General features: G+C 43.8%; 14 protein-coding genes and 1 tRNA gene. 13 read left to right on the top strand and 2 right to left on the bottom strand.

Annotated elements, in window-relative coordinates; all coding sequences use genetic code 11:
• The first annotated feature begins 7 nt into the window (after window positions 1-7).
• Genes murC through ftsZ form a run of 4 tightly spaced genes read left to right on the top strand, consistent with a single transcriptional unit; the run spans window position 8 to window position 5,045 of the window.
• A complete protein-coding gene (murC, locus tag B5X68_RS20680; protein ID WP_170916697.1) occupies window positions 8-1,399 on the top strand; it encodes a UDP-N-acetylmuramate--L-alanine ligase in 1,392 nt (463 codons plus the stop codon).
• A 25-nt stretch (window positions 1,400-1,424) separates the two neighbouring features.
• Window positions 1,425-2,201 (top strand): cell division protein FtsQ/DivIB, encoded by a 777-nt coding sequence (locus B5X68_RS20675; protein WP_082216677.1) that lies wholly within the window; start codon window positions 1,425-1,427, stop codon window positions 2,199-2,201.
• Window positions 2,202-2,216: 15 nt separating this feature from the next.
• Window positions 2,217-3,575 carry a cell division protein FtsA gene (gene ftsA, locus B5X68_RS20670; protein WP_082216676.1) on the top strand — a complete coding sequence of 453 codons (1,359 nt, stop codon included), beginning with the start codon at window positions 2,217-2,219 and terminating at the stop codon, window positions 3,573-3,575.
• Between the two features lie 36 nt (window positions 3,576-3,611).
• Window positions 3,612-5,045, top strand: coding sequence for a cell division protein FtsZ (gene ftsZ / locus B5X68_RS20665; protein ID WP_082216675.1), 1,434 nt, complete (start codon window positions 3,612-3,614; stop codon window positions 5,043-5,045).
• Between the two features lie 37 nt (window positions 5,046-5,082).
• Here the strand turns inward: ftsZ and B5X68_RS20660 are convergent, their stop codons facing one another.
• Window positions 5,083-5,625, bottom strand: a complete 543-nt coding sequence (locus B5X68_RS20660; RefSeq protein ID WP_082216674.1) for an NADPH-dependent FMN reductase — start codon at window positions 5,623-5,625, stop codon at window positions 5,083-5,085.
• Between the two features lie 241 nt (window positions 5,626-5,866).
• On the opposite strand from B5X68_RS20660, the gene accD reads away from it, so the two are divergent.
• The gene (accD, locus tag B5X68_RS20655) at window positions 5,867-6,709 is read left to right on the top strand and encodes an acetyl-CoA carboxylase, carboxyltransferase subunit beta (RefSeq protein WP_082216673.1); all 843 of its coding nucleotides are present in this window, start codon (window positions 5,867-5,869) and stop codon (window positions 6,707-6,709) included.
• Between the two features lies 1 nt (window position 6,710).
• Complete coding sequence (locus B5X68_RS20650; RefSeq protein ID WP_082216672.1) at window positions 6,711-7,688, top strand: radical SAM protein; 978 nt, start codon at window positions 6,711-6,713, stop codon at window positions 7,686-7,688.
• Here the strand turns inward: B5X68_RS20650 and B5X68_RS20645 are convergent.
• Window positions 7,685-8,176 (bottom strand): nuclear transport factor 2 family protein, encoded by a 492-nt coding sequence (locus tag B5X68_RS20645; protein WP_229208503.1) that lies wholly within the window; start codon window positions 8,174-8,176, stop codon window positions 7,685-7,687. The two genes, B5X68_RS20650 and B5X68_RS20645, sit on opposite strands and share 4 nt — an antisense overlap.
• Window positions 8,177-8,235: 59 nt before the next feature.
• Between B5X68_RS20645 and smpB the strand changes: the two genes are divergently transcribed.
• The 7 genes from smpB to nrfD all read left to right on the top strand — a co-directional run bounded on the left by smpB (window position 8,236) and on the right by nrfD (window position 17,642).
• The gene (gene smpB / locus B5X68_RS20640) at window positions 8,236-8,694 is read left to right on the top strand and encodes an SsrA-binding protein SmpB (protein WP_082216671.1); all 459 of its coding nucleotides are present in this window, start codon (window positions 8,236-8,238) and stop codon (window positions 8,692-8,694) included.
• A gap of 76 nt (window positions 8,695-8,770) precedes the next feature.
• Window positions 8,771-9,280, top strand: a complete 510-nt coding sequence (locus B5X68_RS20635) for an HNH endonuclease (protein WP_082216670.1) — start codon at window positions 8,771-8,773, stop codon at window positions 9,278-9,280.
• A 199-nt stretch (window positions 9,281-9,479) separates the two neighbouring features.
• Window positions 9,480-11,306, top strand: coding sequence for a 30S ribosomal protein S1 (gene rpsA / locus B5X68_RS20630; protein ID WP_082216669.1), 1,827 nt, complete (start codon window positions 9,480-9,482; stop codon window positions 11,304-11,306).
• Window positions 11,307-11,388: 82 nt separating this feature from the next.
• A tRNA-Cys gene (locus B5X68_RS20625) sits at window positions 11,389-11,462 on the top strand.
• 261 nt (window positions 11,463-11,723) lie between these two features.
• Window positions 11,724-13,019 carry a c-type cytochrome gene (locus tag B5X68_RS20620; RefSeq protein WP_082216668.1) on the top strand — a complete coding sequence of 432 codons (1,296 nt, stop codon included), beginning with the start codon at window positions 11,724-11,726 and terminating at the stop codon, window positions 13,017-13,019.
• A gap of 46 nt (window positions 13,020-13,065) precedes the next feature.
• Complete coding sequence (locus B5X68_RS20615) at window positions 13,066-16,158, top strand: TAT-variant-translocated molybdopterin oxidoreductase (RefSeq protein ID WP_082216667.1); 3,093 nt, start codon at window positions 13,066-13,068, stop codon at window positions 16,156-16,158.
• Between the two features lie 50 nt (window positions 16,159-16,208).
• The gene (nrfD, locus tag B5X68_RS20610; RefSeq protein ID WP_082216666.1) at window positions 16,209-17,642 is read left to right on the top strand and encodes an NrfD/PsrC family molybdoenzyme membrane anchor subunit; all 1,434 of its coding nucleotides are present in this window, start codon (window positions 16,209-16,211) and stop codon (window positions 17,640-17,642) included.
• Window positions 17,643-17,675 lie beyond the last annotated feature (33 nt).

Below are 17,675 nucleotides of genomic sequence, written 5' to 3'. Positions count from 1 at the left end.
ATCATCTATGACAAATTGGAAATACATATATTTTGTTGGAATCGGTGGAATAGGCATGAGCGCTTTGGCCCGATGGTTTAACGCCAATGGATTTAATGTAGCAGGTTATGACAAAACGCTGACCACATTGGTCCAAAAATTAATGGATGAAAACATTGAGGTGACGCTCGAAGATGAGATTGCCACAATTCCCGCCGAATTCGTTGCCGAACCTTCGGAAACGCTTGTTATTTACACACCCGCTGTGCCGGTTATGCACAAACAAATGATCTATTTCAGGGATAATAACTTCCTGATTTTGAAGCGCTCACAGGTCTTAGGTTTACTGACCAAGAATCTTAGGACGATCGGCGTTGCCGGAACTCATGGAAAAACAACAACTTCTTCGCTGGTTGCGCACATACTCCGCCATGCGAAAGTAAACAGCACGGCGTTTTTAGGAGGGATAACCCAGAATTATGGAACAAATTTACTCCTTAATGAGCCAACAGATAATCTTGAAGAGGTTTTCTGTGTAGTTGAAGCAGACGAATTTGACCGTTCGTTTTTAACCTTGTTTCCGGAAATAGCAATCGTCACTTCTACGGATGCAGATCACCTGGATATTTACGGCGAGCATGAGGCCGTTTTAGAATCTTTTCGTGACTATGTGAGCCAGATTGACGACGATGGCGTGCTTTTTATGCGGGAAGGATTAGATCTGGCATTATCAACCAATGCCAAGGTCCTCACTTATTCGCTGGATTCAGGAGATTATTTTTCAGACAACATTCACATTGAAAAGGCACGTTTCGTTTTCGACCTGGTTTATCCTAATGGAAAAATCGATGGTATCGCGATGAAGATCCCGGGTTATCATAACATTGAAAATTCTGTCGCAGCCAGCGCCGTAGCTTTACATTTGGGTGTGGAACCCGACAAAATTAAAGAGGCACTGGAAAGTTATGGAGGTGTGAAACGTCGCTTTGAATATCAGCTCGAAGAGGAGGGGCAGATTTACATTGATGATTACGCGCATCATCCGACAGAAATTGAAGCATTTCTTTCATCCGTGAAGGGATTGTATCCGGGGCGGCACGTGACGGCTGTTTTTCAACCGCATTTGTTCACCCGCACCCGTGATTTTGCAGCTGGTTTTTCCGAAAGTTTGTCACTCGCGGACCGGGTTCTGCTGCTTGAAATTTATCCCGCACGAGAATTGCCGATTACAGGGGTAAATTCGGAAATGCTGATGGAAAAGATAACGGCAAAGGAGAAACAACTTATCACTAAAGATAAAGTTTTGAGCGTTTTAGCTGATTTAAATACGGATATTGTGGTGACAATTGGGGCCGGAGACATTGATACATTGGTGGAACCAATCAGGAACTTGCTGAGAAATTCAATTGTGAATAATTAGTCAAAGCATTTTTAATATTACTAAGATGTTACGTAAATTTGACTATCCATGGCTTTTGTTAAAACGCAGTTTGTGGCTCATTTTGCCAATAGCCGGGATAGGTATGGCAGAAAATAAGCTTGGTAATCAGCGTTGTACGAATCTTGTAATATCCATAGAAGGAGATTCCGGTACGCGGTTCCTTAATCAGATGGATGTGCGGATGCTGGTTACTGAAAACGGTGCAGACCCACTGTTAGGCAGCAGGTTAAGCGACGTTGCGCTCAATGATCTTGAAAATCGGGTCCGCAGGAACAAGCTGATCAGGAAATGTCAGGTTTATCGTGACTTGAAGGGAAATGTGGTGGTGGAGGTTGAACAGGAAAGGCCGCTGGCCAGATGGATCAACACTTCTGAAAATGGCGAAATGCGCAATTCATCTGGTTATTATATCAGTGATGAAGGCGTTTTTTTTCCGTTATCGGATAGTTATTCTGCAAGAGCGTTGCTTGTTTCCGGTTCGTTTTTCAGCGATGCGGGGAAATTGAAAACGACCAAAGGGGCTTCATTAATGGAGCTTTTGCGTTTTTTGAACACCGATCCGTTTTGGAAGGCACAAGTAGCACAGTTGAATGCAGATAAAGATGGTGAAATCTCTTTCATGACGGTCATGGGCGATCAGCGCATTGAATTTGGGACAGCAGAGAATTACCAGGCCAAGTTCAACAAGCTTAAAATGTTTTACAACGAGATACTGAGCCAGGACTGGAGCAGGTATAAAAAAATTAGTATTAAGTTTCAGAATCAAATAGTTTGTGAATAATAATTCACCATCAGCATGGCACACGACAAGATTGTAGTAGGAGTAGATATTGGGAGCACGAAAATTACCGTGGTTGCTGCACAGGGAGCCGCATCGGGTTCCCGTCAAAACAATATTGAAATTTTAGGTTTTAGCGAAGTTCCTGTTCCCAAAGGCGCGGTTGTAAACGGAGCAGTTGAAAATATAAAGCAGGTAGGAAGCGCGGTTCGTGAAGCACTGCAAGAGGCGTCTTCCCGCTCAGACCTGGATATTGCTGTGGTGAATGTTAGTTTCGGCGGCACACAGGTGAAAGTAAGCCAGCATAATGATGGTGTCATCAGGCCTTCCGCATCTTCTGGTGAGGAAGTCACACAAAGGGACGTAGATCAATTGGTAGACGATATGTATCGCGCTAAAATTGAGCCAAATTATGACGTATTGCATGTGTTACCAATGGAGTTCGTGGTGGACAACTCCATGAATGTACGCGAGCCGGTGGGCAGAACGGGCATCAAACTGGGAGGCAACTTCCTGATCATCTCAGCGAACAGCCAGTCTGTTCTACGCACAAAGAAGAGTTTGGCTGATGCTGACCAAAACCTGAAATGTGATAAGATGGTTTTTGCGCCGTTGGCAACCAGTCTTGCGGTTTTAAATGAAAATGAAACAAAAGCCGGCATTGCGCTGGTCGACATCGGGGACCATACGACTGACCTTGTTATCTATCACGACAGCATTGTACGACACATTGCTACATTTCCGATAGGCGGCAGGCACATTACCAATGACCTGGCGACCGGTTGTGGAATTCAGGTTGAAAATGCAGAACGTTTGAAGCAGGAGTATGGTGTTGCCATATCTGCCGACGTTCCACTGAATATCGAAATATTAGTTAATTTTCTCGCAGGTCGTGCTCCAAAACAGGTTTTAAAGAAAAACGTTGCACTGATCATTGAAGAGCGCCTGAAAGAGATCGCAGCAATGGTTTATGCAGAGATAATTAAATCAGGATATCTCGACAAGCTGATCGGCGGCCTGGTGCTGACGGGAGGCTCTGCCAACATTGACGAGATCGAAAAGCTTTTTGAAAAAGTTACAAACATGTCTGTGCGGGTTGGATATCCTGAAAACCTTGAAAGAACTGCAAAAGCAGACGCGGTAAGCAATTCTTCGTATAGCACAGCCATTGGTTTAGCTTGGGCAGGACTCAGAAACATTGACCCGAGGGTGAAGTCAGTGTGCAAGCCTGCTACGTCTTCGAATACAGCGACGGTTGTGCAGCGGGAAAAAGTTAAAGAAGTGACAAAAGACGAACCAGGCAAGAAGAACGGAACTTTCTGGGACAGTTTTAATAGTATTATCCGTAAGAAAGATGATGGTCTGAGTGACTATTGAAAACAAAGCAATTAAACGCATTCAATCTCCGATAATATGAATAAAAGCTTGTTGCAATCTCTGGACCAGGACTACATTGTAAATGAAATCATCAAAGACCAGCCCACTGGCGAACATCAGGAAGAACCGGCCATTATCAAGGTAATTGGTGTTGGGGGCGGGGGAAGTAATGCTGTAAACTACATGTTTGAAAGGAAAATCAAAGATGTAGAATTCGCAGTTTGTAATACAGACCGCCAGGCGCTTGCCAACAGCCCTGTGCCCGTAAAAATCCAGCTTGGTGCTACATTAACGCAGGGCTTGGGAGCCGGAACAGATGCTACAAAGGGTAAGGAAGCCGCGCTGGAAACCATTGAAGAGATCAAAGCACTGCTCGGAGGATCTACTCAAATGGTGTTTATCACAGCCGGTATGGGTGGCGGAACCGGAACCGGTGCAGCGCCTGTCATTGCACAGCTTGCGAAGGAAATGGGCAAGCTTACCGTTGCGGTGGTGACCGCGCCTTATACGTGGGAAGGACTCGACAAGAAAGAGCAGGCACTGGAAGGAATTGAGCAATTAAAAGAGTTCAGTGATACGGTGCTCGTTGTTCTGAATGATAAACTGGAAGAGCTTTACGAGGATATGACCCTGACGCAGGCTTTCGCCGAGGCAGACGGAATTCTTCTTAATGCGGTAAAAAGTATTTCCGAGATCATTACGACGAACGGAAATATTAATACGGATTTTAAAGACGTTGAAAAAGTCCTTAAAAACGCAGGACAATCCGTAATGGGAACCTCTGAGTCAACCGGAGCCGACCGTGCACAGACGGCCATCAGGGAAGCATTGGATTCGCCGCTTTTAAATGACAGGGATATCCGTGGAGCGAAACGCATCCTGGTAACACTGGCTACGAGCAAGAAGAAAGAAGCCACAATGAAGGAACAGCGTGAAATCTGGCGTTATGTGCTCTCACAAGTGGGCGGAGAAGCGCGGATGTTCAAGTTGGGAACGATCACGGACGATTCTTTGGGTGATAAATTGAGGGTTACCATTGTTGCGGCAGGATTTGACAGCATTGAGTCGCCTATCCCGGGAATAGAACTGAAAAACGGAATTAAATCAAAAACACCTCAGGCAAAACCTGTTATTGAAGAAATAAAGCCAATCGAGGAGCCAGCATTTGAAGCTGATCTGGTTGTAACCGGCGAGCTGGAAGATGCAACGCCAACCGGCCCGATTGATCTGGTCATTGATCGCAATATAATCTCCGACGGATTCGCTCATTTGCCGATCACCGACATCGAAGGCAATAACGATTGGAATAATGACGAAATTGAAAAACTGGATGTAATGGTTGCGTCCTTTAGAGACGGCCTGGTTAAATATGGAGATCTTGAAGGACCGGCGTTCCGCCGCAGCCGAGTGGAGCTCTGGAAACGCCCCGCAGTGCCAGCCACCGAAATGGAACAGCATTGGTTGAAATAAAATAAACAAAATAGGGAGCAAACGCTCCCTATTTTGTTTAGAAGTGAATCATCTGGCCCGCTTGCAGTTCCAGAAGTTCTTTGTATAAAGCATTCGATATCACGCGCTCATGATAATGCGTACGGATTTGGCCAAGTTTTACACGTAAAGCTAACGTATTCATTCCCAGATAGCTGAATACGTCATTCAAGTGACTTAATGCCAATGCAGCGCCATGCATATTGGATGACAAACCCACCAGGGCAGCTTTTTTGTTGGTAAAACTATTGGGATAGGGAAGTCCGTCAATAAAAGCTTTTAAAACGCCGGGGTAGGAGCCATTGTATTCAGGAACGATAAAAACAAACTTATCCGTTTGTTCCAGCAGGGATTTGAGGTTATTAAAGTCGTCATTCTTTCCTGAATTTTCGTACATCGCAGACACCGTAAAGTCGTGCGGTAAGTTTACCAAATCCAGAATTGTGCTCGGAGCGTTCAGATTATTCAGTATTTCCTGGTAATAGTCAGCTATTTTTCGCGACATTGAGTTGGGCCTGTTGGTACCCACGATAATCACGATAGGGGATGAAGTTGTTGTCATTAGAAAAGCAAAAGTATAAACATCCGGCGCCAGTAAAGCCGGTCATAATGGGCTGATTTATTAACAAATTAAGAACAAAATTGTTCAAGTTACGGCACTAAACAGTTTGCGGAGTCAATGTTACGATGTACTTGGTTTCACTATACACAACATTTATTGCTATATTTGAGCCCTATAATCATCATGAAAAGCAGTTAAAAATCTGATATTCAGGTTTTTAGATATTAACTCACGTAATAATATGTCCTGGTTTATTCGGAAAGAGAAAGGTATTAATACACCCACCGAAATGAAGCGTGAAGCTCCGGATGGTTTGTGGTATCAGTGTTCTAACTGCAAAAAGATTACGCCTACCAGAGAACATAAGCAAAATGCCTTCACTTGCCCACATTGCAATTACCACGAAAAAGTGGGTTCTGATGTTTATTTCAACCTTTTGTTTGATGATAACGAATTTATCGAGCTCGACGAAAATCTTACGTCCGGCGACCCGCTTCATTTCGTAGACACGAAGGCCTATCCCGACCGCATTAAATCCACAATGCAGAAAACAGGGTTGAAAGACGCTGTTAGGACAGGGCACGGCAAGATGAATGAGCTGGACATTGTAATCGCTTGTATGGATTTTAATTTCATAGGCGGATCTATGGGGTCGGTTGTAGGAGAGAAAATTGCACGCGCGATCAGCTATTCATTGGAACACAAGCATCCTTTTTTGATGATCTCGAAATCGGGCGGAGCGCGGATGATGGAGGCAGGGTTTTCATTGATGCAAATGGCAAAAACATCTGCGCGCCTTGCGCAGTTATCGGAGGCCAAAATCCCCTATATATCGCTTTTGACCGATCCTACAACAGGTGGCGTTACAGCTTCCTACGCAATGTTAGGTGATTTTAACATCTCTGAGCCGGAAGCTCTGATCGGCTTTGCAGGGCCACGCGTTATTCGTGAAACTATTGGAAAAGATTTGCCAAAAGGATTTCAAAGTGCAGAGTTTGTGCTTGAACACGGATTCCTGGATTTCATCGTTGACCGCAAAGACCTGAAAGATAAATTAACCAGTCTGCTTACCATGCTTCGTTGATATGCGTTTGATTTCCCATCCGGTCCTTTGCAATTACTATGTGACTTATCGCTGCAATGCATCATGTAGTTTCTGCGACATTTGGGAAAAGCCTTCGCCATACATTACGGTTGAGAATTTAAGGGAAAATTTAAGGGATTTAAAAAAGCTCGGTGTTAAGGTCATTGACTTTACAGGCGGCGAACCATTGCTTCACAGGCAATTGGAAGTGCTCTTAAAAGAAGCCAAAGATCACGGAATGATTACGACCGTGACCAGCAACGGCCTGCTTTATCCCAAACAAGCCGAAAAACTTCGCGGCCTGATTGATATGCTTCATTTTTCGCTGGATTCCCCCGATCGCGACGAGCATGATAGATCCAGAAATGTCAAATGTTTTGACAAGGTGATGGAATCCATAGCGATCGCTAAATCATTAGGTGAACGGCCGGACATTATTTTTACTGTTTTTGAAGACAATGTTGGCAAAATCAGGCAATTATGGGAAGAAGTTTGTTTGCCTAATGACCTCATCCTTATCTTAAATCCTGTTTTTGAATATAACAATGTAGGCTCCAATCTTTCCAAAAAAACATTGAATGAGCTTACCTGGTGGGGAAAACAGAAGAACATTTACCTCAATGATGCTTTTGTCCAACTGCGCCTTGATGGTGGAAATCACGTGGATGATCCGGTTTGCAAAGCTGCCAGCACAACCATTGTTATTTCTCCTGAAAATAAACTTGTTCTGCCTTGCTATCACCTTGGGTTGAAAGATTTTGCCATAGAAGGAAATCTCTTTGACCTGTATCATTCCGACGAAGTGCAAAAACTTGTCGCACTGGAAGGGAAACTGCCAGCATGCGAAAGCTGTGCGATCAACTGCTATATGCAGCCTTCATTTGCCGTAGAAATGAATAAATACTGGTGGAAAGCGCTTCCAAGCACGATTAAATATAACCGCATTAAGGGGACTTGGAAGCAGATGGTGAAATTCTAATTTGCAGACACCAGGCAATTCTCTTTTCTGCGTGTATCTGTAACGGAAGTAATTTTCCAACCATTGCTCATTCTGATTAATGTGAAGACATTAACACCGCAATGTGAAAACTTATCTCCCAAATAGAATTTGTAGGGAGCCCAAACTATTGCCATCGGTAAGTCACAGGAAATGTCGACATTATATATCTGCTCATCCCACTTATCAGGATGCGGTGTGCCTACTGCTTTGACAAATCCATCAATCGAACTCTTCTTGACAGCGAGAGAATCTTTCGGATCTTTTGGGACTGACATCATAACGGCGCCTAATGCAAAGGCATTCCGGACTTTTGTTGAATCTCCTGCACGCATACCATCGAAAAGTAACTTTACAGTCAGCATTATTTCAGGATCATATGCTTGGCTGAAAGCGTTCGTGAAAGAAAACAGACAGCAGGAAATCAACAGGGTAAATTTCAAAGGGCTCATACGCGTGTGTTTTTTCATAATTGGTATAGTTTTAACAAAAGCTTAATTTTGAGCCCCTTTTGAATTTGAGAATCAATATGTCTGAAAAAATAGTTAAAAAAGTAGATATTAAAAATCGCAAGGCATCATTCGAATACTTCTTCATTGAGGAGTTTACGACTGGAATGGCATTAACAGGCACTGAAATTAAATCGATCAGACAAGGCAAAGTTAATTTTCAGGATGCATACTGCCTGTTCATGGACGGAGAGCTATATATCCGCAGTTTGCACATATCCCCATATACCGAAGGCACACATTACAATCACGACCCGATGCGCGATCGTAAGTTGCTGATCACCAAACGTGAAAGGAAAAAGCTTACTGAAAACCTGAAAGACCAGGGGCTAACAATCATTCCGGTTCGCCTTTTTACGAGTGAGCGGGGACTGGCCAAGTTGCACATTGCTTTGGCCAAGGGAAAGAAACTTTATGACAAGCGCGATACGATCAAAGAAAGGGACGTGAAGCGCGAGACAGACCGGATGAATTTCTAGTATAATATTGGATTTCCTGGCGCGTTTTTTAAGGTAAAAATTCCTATATTGTCGGAATTAAATACCTCAAGGGCTCATGGGTAAAGTACTGGTTCTTAATCAAGATTATAGTGCGTTAAGTGTTTGCACGGTTCCAAAGGCGTTTTTATTAGTCTATATGAATAAGGCCGAAATGCTGGCCGAATCTCCCAGACATTATCTCCGAACGGTCAATGACAAATTTCCCATGCCCGTTGTCATCCGCCTCAACCGCTACATTCATATTCCTTATCGCGGTGTTGTCATGACCCGGCAGAATCTTTTCAAGCGGGATAGCAACCGATGTCAGTACTGCGGAACACACGATAATCTCACACTCGATCACGTTATACCCAAATCCAGAGGAGGCAAAACAACCTGGGACAATCTGGCCACCGCCTGCAAGCGCTGCAATTCACGAAAAGGAGACCATACACCAGAGGAAGTTGGCATGCCGCTTCGCCAGCGCCCGTTCCGCCCTTCGTTCCTTATGTTCATTCGCGATTTTTCGGGCCTGGCCGATGACGAATGGCTTCCGTATCTGGGTGTTAAAGAGCGGACTTACTGATATTTGCCCTTCTTTTCACGACGCTCATCTCGTTTAAATATTCCTTTTCTTCTGATTTTCAAATAAAAATCCAGGCATTCTGGGAATTTATTTTGAAAACGCGTACTTTTGCGCTCTATTTTTTCAAAAAATACTTGTTTAACTAATTTTCAGCTATTTAGCTCGGAAGCTGATGTATGCAGAGCAATAATTCCTATTTATGTCTAAGGAAACTCAAAATCAAACTCTTCCTGATTTCGATTGGGATAAAGCAGCAGACAAAGGTTTCGGTACTGGTTACTCAACTGCAGACCGTGATCGCCTAGAACAAATGTATGAGACTACCATTTCTCCTGTTCAGGAAAAAGAAGTAGTAAAAGGTATTGTAGTTGGTATTACTGACCGTGAAGTTATCCTTAACATCGGTTTCAAATCTGATGGTATCGTTTCTTCAAATGAATTCCGCGATTTGCCAGGAATGAAAATTGGCGACGAAGTGGAAGTTTACGTAGAAAACCAGGAAGACGCACAAGGTCAGCTTGTTCTTTCACGCAAAAAAGCAAAAGTTATTACTGCATGGGATAACATTCAGAAATCGTTTGACGAGGATGTGGTTATCGATGCTAACGTGAAGAGAAGAACTAAGGGTGGTCTTATTGTTGATATATTCGGCATCGAGGCTTTCTTGCCAGGTTCACAAATCGATGTTAAGCCAATCCGCGATTTCGACATTTTTGTTGGGAAGCGTATGGAAGTTAAAGTTGTTAAGATTAACTACGCAAATGATAACGTAGTTGTATCTCACAAAATATTGATCGAAAAAGATCTTGAAGCACAACGTCAGCAAATCTTGAACAACCTTGAAAAAGGTCAGGTTCTGGAAGGCGTTATCAAGAACATGACAAACTTCGGTGTGTTCATTGACCTGGGTGGTGTAGATGGTCTTCTTCACATTACGGATATTTCATGGGGTCGTATCAACCACCCATCTGACCTGCTTGCGCTTGATCAGAAATTGAACGTGGTTGTTCTTGACTTTGATGAAGAGAAAAAACGTATTTCTCTTGGCTTGAAACAACTTCAGTCTCACCCATGGGATTCTCTTGCAGAAGAAATCCAGGTTGGTTCGAAAGTTACAGGTCGTATCGTAAATGTTGCTGATTACGGCGCATTCCTTGAAATCAAACCAGGCGTTGAAGGTTTGATCCACGTTTCTGAAATGTCATGGTCTCAGCACCTGCGCAATCCTCAGGAATTCATGAACGTAAATGACGAAATCAGTGCAGTAGTTTTGACACTGGATCGTAACGAGCGTAAAATGTCTCTTGGAATTAAGCAATTGACTGAAGACCCTTGGACTCAGGCTTCGTTGAAAGACAAATATGCAATCGGAACACGTCACAAAGGAGTTGTTCGTAACCTTACTAACTTCGGCTTGTTCATCGAGCTAGAAGAAGGAATCGACGGCCTTGTTCACGTTTCTGACCTTTCATGGACTAAGAAAATCAAACATCCTTCTGACTTCGTTAAAGTAAATGACGAGCTTGAAGTTGTTGTTCTTGAACTGGACGCTGACAACCGGCGTCTGGCTCTTGGTCACAAACAACTTGAAGAAAACCCATGGGATACTTTCGAAAGCATCTTTGAAGTGGGTTCTGTTCATAAATCTACGATCGTTGCAAAAGGTGATAAGTTCGCAACACTTGAACTTCCTTACGGAATCGAAGGCGTTTCGGCTATTAAAAACCTGACGAAAGAAGATGGCACAGTGGCAGAAGTAGGGGAAAGCCTTGACTTCACAGTGCTTGAATTCCTGAAAGACGAGAAGAAAATCGTTCTTACGCATTCCAAAGTTACGAAAGCAGCACCTGCTCCTGAGGAGAAAAAAGAAGACCGTCCTGCGAAGGCACAATCTTCTGCTCCTGCGAAAAGCGCGCCTGCTTCGGACTCAACCAAAGAAGGAGAGAAATCTACTTTCGGAGACTTGAGCGTTCTTTCAGCATTGAAAGAGCAGATGGAAGAAAGCGAAAAGAAAGGAAAAAAGTAATAAATAGTGCGGAGTAGCCAATTTTTTTGATACTTTTGCACCCGGATTAGCTGCCAGCGAGAGCAGCAGCTAATCCAAATTTGGTTCCGTGGCCGAGTGGCTAGGCAGAGGTCTGCAAAACCTCGTACAGCGGTTCGAATCCGCTCGGAACCTCCAGTGTCATGATGAAATTGGCACACAATTTTATAGTAAAAAAATGCCATTTGTTTGAAACCTGGGAATAGGTTTCCAAATGGCATTTTTTATTGTTAAGTACTTGAATATCAACGAAATTTTCAACCGAAGATCTGAGTAAAAAGTGTGGATAAATTAGACAAATTATAAATAAGATAGGCACCCAAAATATCCCCCAAATACTTTTGTGGATAAAAAATCGTGAACTAGTTTTGTCTGTTGAAGAATAATGAATAGTTGATTATGAATATACCATTCCGAAAGGACGCTAAGTTTTGTTCCTTCTTAAGTTACTCAAAAACATTTATAGCCAGTATTGCTCTTGCTATTTTATTAAGTGTTCCTAGCTTAATATATGCGCAGGACAGCACAGCCGCCGCGGGTGCAGCACCAGCTGGTGGAGGAGATGCCGCCAAAGGTGAAACGTTATTCAAAAACAATTGCGCGCAATGTCATGCTGTTACAGACGAGCGCGTAGTTGGTCCAGGTCTTAAAGGAGCCAGCGGTCGTCATGACTTTGCCTGGCTTGCCAAGTGGGTCCGTAACTCCCAGGCTGTAATCGCTTCCGGCGATCCCTATGCAGTCAAAATTTATAATGAATATTCAAAAGCGCAGATGACAAGCTTTCCGAACTTATCAGATGATGATATTAAGGGAATCTTTGCATATGTAGATCAAGCTGGAACTGCTGCTCCTGCAGCGGCTGCACCAGCGGGTGGCGCGGCAGCAGGAGGAAGTGCTTCTGCTCAAGGTGGCGGCCCTTCTGATCTATTCGTCCTTGTCCTTGGTGCGCTGGTAGTCGTAATGCTCCTCGTGCTAGGCGTTCTGCTTGTTATTGTTTCACTGCTTTCTAAGGCGGTTAGCGGTGAAGGTGAAGTGGTTGAAAAAGGAGACTTTATGGGTCGCCTTGGTAACTCACTAAAAAGAATTGCTTCCGATCCTGCGATTCGTTCTGCAACGATCTGGATCTTTGTTTTACTGGTTTTGAAGGCGACATTGGATGGTGCGTATAGTGTTGGTGTTCAACAGGGTTATGCGCCAAAACAGCCAATTTCGTTTTCGCACAAACTACACGCAGGAGAGTACAAGATTGATTGTAACTATTGCCACACAGGTGTTAACCGTGGTAAATCAGCGCACATTCCTTCTGCCAACATTTGTATGAACTGCCATGGCGTCATCAAAAAGGAATCTCCTGAAATTCAGAAAATTTATACTTCTATTGAGAACAACCAGCCAATTGAATGGGTGAGGGTTCACAACTTGCCTGATCTGGCTTATTTCAATCACGCCCAGCACGTTAACGTAGGCGGACTGGAATGCCAGAATTGCCACGGCGAAGTTGAAAAAATGGAAGTAATCCAGCAACGCTCATCCCTGACAATGGGATGGTGTATTGATTGTCACCGTAAAACGGAGGTTAATACAAAAGACAATAAGTACTACGACAAGTTGGTACAGTTGCACGCTGGCGAAAGCAAAGAAGCATTGAAAGTTGCTGATATAGGTGGATTAGAATGTTCTAAATGCCACTATTAATCAAAAAAATAATACCTGATACAACTCATTTGTATTGAATAGTTTTATGGAAAATACTAATAAAAGATACTGGCGGGGACTTGAAGAGCTGCGGAATGACGAGAAGTTTGTAAAAGAAGCGCGTTCTGAGTTTTCCGACGGACCAACCGAAGGCCAATACGAAAGTTTGGTTGATGGTGCTGGAACCCACCGCCGAGATTTTTTGAAAGTGCTGGGTTTTGGAATGGCTGCGGTATCACTGGCGGCTTGCGAAGCACCTGTAAAGAAAGCAATACCATACGTTAATAAGCCTGAGGGGGAATTCCCAACAATTGCCAACTGGTACGCATCCACATACGCGGAAGGTGGTGATTACGCAAGTATCCTGGTTAAAACCCGCGAAGGAAGGCCTGTTAAAATTGAAGGCAATTCACTTTCCAAAACATCATTTGGTGTTAGCGCCCGCGCTCATGCCTCGCTTTTGGGACTATATGATAACGAAAAATTAAAAGGTCCTAAAAAGGGTTCAGATACAAAAGTTACCTGGGATGTTGTTGACAAAGAAATCGTTGACCAACTTACCAAAATAGCAGCACAGGGCGGAGCAATCAGAATTCTTTCTTCAACTATTCTGAGCCCGTCTACAAAGTCGGTTATTGCTGACTTTACTACAAAATACCCGACGACTTCGCACGTCATGTACGATGCGAATTCTTCTTCTGCCATTGTTAAAGGAAATGAACTTTCATTTGGCAAAGCCGTTTTCCCGACTTACGATTTCAGCAAAGCAAAGGTTATCGTTGGCATTGACGCTGATTTCCTGGGAACTTGGGTTTCCCCTGACACATTCTCTGCTCAATTTGCAGAAACACGCCGGGTTAGCAGCGACAAGGAAGGTAAAAAAGAAATGTCGCGCCATTATCAGTTCGAATCCATTCTTTCAGTAACCGGATCTAATGCTGATTACCGCACAGCGGTAAAACCGTCACAGCTGGGACTGGTTGCAGCCGCTCTTTATAATAAGGTAGCAGCAAAATTAGGTGGATCTCCGATCTCAGCTGCTGCGATAGATGTTCCTAACCTTGACAAAGCAGCTACGGAGTTAGTGGCAGCGAAAGGTCAGTCACTGGTTGTTAGCGGCATCAACGATGCTTCTGTTCAGGTAGTTGTAAATGCTTTGAACAGCTTACTAGGAAGCTATGGAGCGACCATTAATCTTGACAAGCCTGCCAATTATCGCCAGGGAAATGATGTGGCGATGAATAGTTTGGTTGACGAGGTGAAAGGTGGAAAGGTGGCAGCATTGCTTTTGTTTGGTGCTAATCCCGTTTACGATCATCCTCGCGGCGCAGAATTAGCGGCTGCTCTACCACAAGTTTCGCTGAGCGTTTCATTTAATGATCGGGCAGATGAAACTTCTTCATTATTGAAATACATTTGCCCTGCACCACATTACCTGGAATCATGGGGTGATGCAGAGCCGGTTGCAGGATCTTACAGTCTGATACAACCAGCGATCAGCCAGATTTTCAGTACAAGGCAGGCACAGGCAAGCTTATTGAAATGGGCAGGTTTAGCATCTGACTATCACGAATACATTAAGGCATACTGGAGAAAAAATGTCTACACGCAGGGAGGAACGGGAGATTTCGAAAAATTCTGGATCAAGTCCCTTCACGACGGTGTTTACGATGCGCCTTCAACTACTGCAGCTTCCGGTGCGACGTTCTCAGGAAATCTGAGTGCAGCAGCTTCGGGAATTGCTAAAAAATATAAAGCTTCTTCTACCGGAATCGAACTCACCTTATTTGAGAACATCGGTCTTGGTAACGGATTCCACGCAAATAACCCATGGCTGCAGGAATTGCCTGAGCCGATAACGAAAGCGTGCTGGGATAACCATGCATGTATTTCCCAAAAAACAGCTGCGGAACTTGGCTTCGAGCAAGGAGATGTGGTTAAGGTAGATATTAAAGGAAAAGCGGTTGAAGTGCCGGTGATCATTCAGCCAGGTCTAGCTAATGGCACGGTTGCGATTGCAATTGGATTTGGTCGTGAAAAAGCGGGTAAGTCTGCTAATGGTGTTGGAAAGAATGTTTATCCTCTGGCTGCATTTGCTGATGGCTATTTGACATTTGCTCCAGGTGAAGCAACTGTCTCAAAAACAGGAGAAACTAGGGAAATCGCTCAGACTCAGACGCACAATACGGTGATGAACCGTAAGTCAGTTTTGCAAGAAACAGTTTTGGCTCATTTCCAGAAAGATCCGATGGCGGGCCGGTTTGTTCCGAAAATCCCGACATCAGATGGCGTAGTAGATGCGACTGATCTGTCTCTTTGGAATGGACATAAATATAAAAACCACTCATGGGGAATGGTCATTGACCTGAACACATGTTTTGGATGCGGCTCCTGCGTAATTAGCTGCCAGGCCGAAAACAACATTCCTGTTGTAGGACGTCAGGAAGTAATCAACAGTCGCGAAATGCACTGGTTGCGTATCGACCGCTATTACAGCTCTGATGCGGATGTTGAAGATTTGAGAGGATTGGAAATCGCTTCTGAAAATCCGGAAGTTACATTCCAGCCGATGCTTTGCCAGCACTGTAACAATGCGCCTTGCGAAACAGTTTGTCCCGTTTTGGCAACTACGCACAGTTCAGAAGGGCTTAACCAAATGACTTACAACCGTTGCGTTGGTACGAGATATTGTGCAAATAACTGTCCTTATAAAGTACGCCGTTTCAACTGGTTCAAATATTTTGATAACGATAACTTTGATTACCACTTCAATAATGATTTAGGTAAAATGGTGATCAACCCTGACGTAACTGTGCGTTCGAGGGGAGTTATTGAAAAGTGCTCAATGTGCGTTCACAGAATCCAGGATGCTAAATTGACTGCTAAGAAAGAAAGAAGACGCATCGTGGATGGTGAAGTAAATGTTGCTTGTGCTTCATCTTGCCCAACCAATGCGATCACTTTCGGAGATATGAATGATCCGGAAAGCAGAATTTCGAAATTGCTTGAAGTTGAGAAAGAAGGCCGTGCATTCCACATGCTGGAAGAGATCAATGTTCGTCCTCAAATTTCTTACCTGACCAAGGTTCGTAACAAAGACGCTGCTTCGAAAGCTCCTGAAAAAAAGGAACACGCTTAATTTGAAAATAGAGTTTAAAGAAGAATTAAATCATTATAAATTATAGTAGTATGCATGTTACTTCACCTGTAAGAGAACCGCTGATTCAAGGCGGGAAAACGTACGCAGACGTAACGGAAGACATATGTCGGCATGTTGAAGGAGCTCCAACCAAGGAATGGAAAATTGCTTTTGGGCTTTCTCTGATTGTTTTGGCTTATGGATCGGTTTGTCTTGCATGGACTTGGTGGGAAGGGCTTGGCGTATGGGGTCTTAACAAGACAGTTGGCTGGGCGTGGGATATTACCAACTTCGTTTGGTGGGTGGGTATCGGTCACGCCGGGACCCTGATCTCAGCGATCCTGCTTTTGTTCCGTCAGAAATGGAGAACATCTATTAACCGTGCGGCAGAAGCGATGACCATTTTTGCCGTTATCTGCGCTGCATCATTTATCCTAATGCACATGGGCCGTCCATGGATGGCATATTGGGCACTTCCGCTTCCAAACGCATTCGGATCACTTTGGGTTAACTTCAACTCTCCGCTTGTTTGGGACGTTTTTGCGATCAGTACATATTTCTCGGTTTCATTGGTATTCTGGTACATCGGTCTTATTCCTGACCTTGCTACAATCCGTGACCGTGCTACAAGCAAAATTTCAAAATTGATGTACGGAACATTCGCAATGGGATGGGACGGATCAGCAAAAACCTGGGCTCGTTATGAGTACATCAGCTTAATTCTTGCAGGTCTTTCTACACCACTTGTACTTTCGGTTCACACGATTGTAAGTATGGACTTTGCAACGTCGGTGATTCCAGGATGGCATACTACGATTTTCCCTCCTTACTTCGTTGCAGGTGCGATCTTCTCTGGATTTGCGATGGTTCAAAACCTGATGTTGATCACAAGGGTTGTTTACAAGCTTGAAGATTATATTACATTAGAGCACATTGAAACCATGAACAAGGTTATCACATTGACCGGTTCTGTGGTTGGTGTGGCTTATATCACTGAGTTCTTTATCGCTTGGTATTCAGGTGTAGAATATGAATATTATGCATTCTTTAACCGTATGACTGGTCCTTACTGGTGGGCATACTGGGCGATGATGACTTGTAACGTAATTTCTCCACAGCTTTTCTGGTCTAGAAAACTGCGCAGAAGCATCACTTTCACATTCTTCATTTCGGTAGTTGTAAACATCGGGATGTGGTTTGAGCGTTTCGTAATCATTGTTACATCACTTCACCGTGACTATATTCCTTCGAGCTGGGCAATGTTCTCGCCAACACGCTATGACATTGGTGATTACATTTTCTCATTCGGATTGTTCTTTACTTTATTCTTGTTGTTCTCGAAATATTTGCCAGTGGTGAATATGGCCGAAGTAAAAGCGGTGATCCGTTCAACTTCAGCTAATCTGCCGACAAAAATTGCGGGTGTTGCCAAAGTGAGACAACGCGGGACAGCAGAACCGGCTTTTGATAAGGACAAAGAATAATATAGACTGACAGGTATTTTAATATAAGTATTG

It is taken from the genome of Dyadobacter psychrophilus, from assembly GCF_900167945.1.
GTDB classification, from domain to species: domain Bacteria; phylum Bacteroidota; class Bacteroidia; order Cytophagales; family Spirosomataceae; genus Dyadobacter; species Dyadobacter psychrophilus.
This window is presented reverse-complemented; position numbering and strand designations above follow the sequence as displayed.

Coding starts and splice junctions, on each gene's coding strand:
- ftsZ (WP_082216675.1), top strand. CDS start 3,612: ATGAATAAAAGCTTGTTGCAATCTCTGGACCAGGACTACATTGTAAAT.
- B5X68_RS20620 (WP_082216668.1), top strand. CDS start 11,724: ATGAATATACCATTCCGAAAGGACGCTAAGTTTTGTTCCTTCTTAAGT.
- B5X68_RS20615 (WP_082216667.1), top strand. CDS start 13,066: ATGGAAAATACTAATAAAAGATACTGGCGGGGACTTGAAGAGCTGCGG.
- B5X68_RS20675 (WP_082216677.1), top strand. CDS start 1,425: ATGTTACGTAAATTTGACTATCCATGGCTTTTGTTAAAACGCAGTTTG.
- B5X68_RS20650 (WP_082216672.1), top strand. CDS start 6,711: ATGCGTTTGATTTCCCATCCGGTCCTTTGCAATTACTATGTGACTTAT.
- smpB (WP_082216671.1), top strand. CDS start 8,236: ATGTCTGAAAAAATAGTTAAAAAAGTAGATATTAAAAATCGCAAGGCA.
- B5X68_RS20660 (WP_082216674.1), bottom strand. CDS start 5,625: ATGACAACAACTTCATCCCCTATCGTGATTATCGTGGGTACCAACAGG.
- nrfD (WP_082216666.1), top strand. CDS start 16,209: ATGCATGTTACTTCACCTGTAAGAGAACCGCTGATTCAAGGCGGGAAA.
- B5X68_RS20635 (WP_082216670.1), top strand. CDS start 8,771: ATGGGTAAAGTACTGGTTCTTAATCAAGATTATAGTGCGTTAAGTGTT.
- ftsA (WP_082216676.1), top strand. CDS start 2,217: ATGGCACACGACAAGATTGTAGTAGGAGTAGATATTGGGAGCACGAAA.
- murC (WP_170916697.1), top strand. CDS start 8: ATGACAAATTGGAAATACATATATTTTGTTGGAATCGGTGGAATAGGC.
- rpsA (WP_082216669.1), top strand. CDS start 9,480: ATGTCTAAGGAAACTCAAAATCAAACTCTTCCTGATTTCGATTGGGAT.
- accD (WP_082216673.1), top strand. CDS start 5,867: ATGTCCTGGTTTATTCGGAAAGAGAAAGGTATTAATACACCCACCGAA.
- B5X68_RS20645 (WP_229208503.1), bottom strand. CDS start 8,176: ATGAAAAAACACACGCGTATGAGCCCTTTGAAATTTACCCTGTTGATT.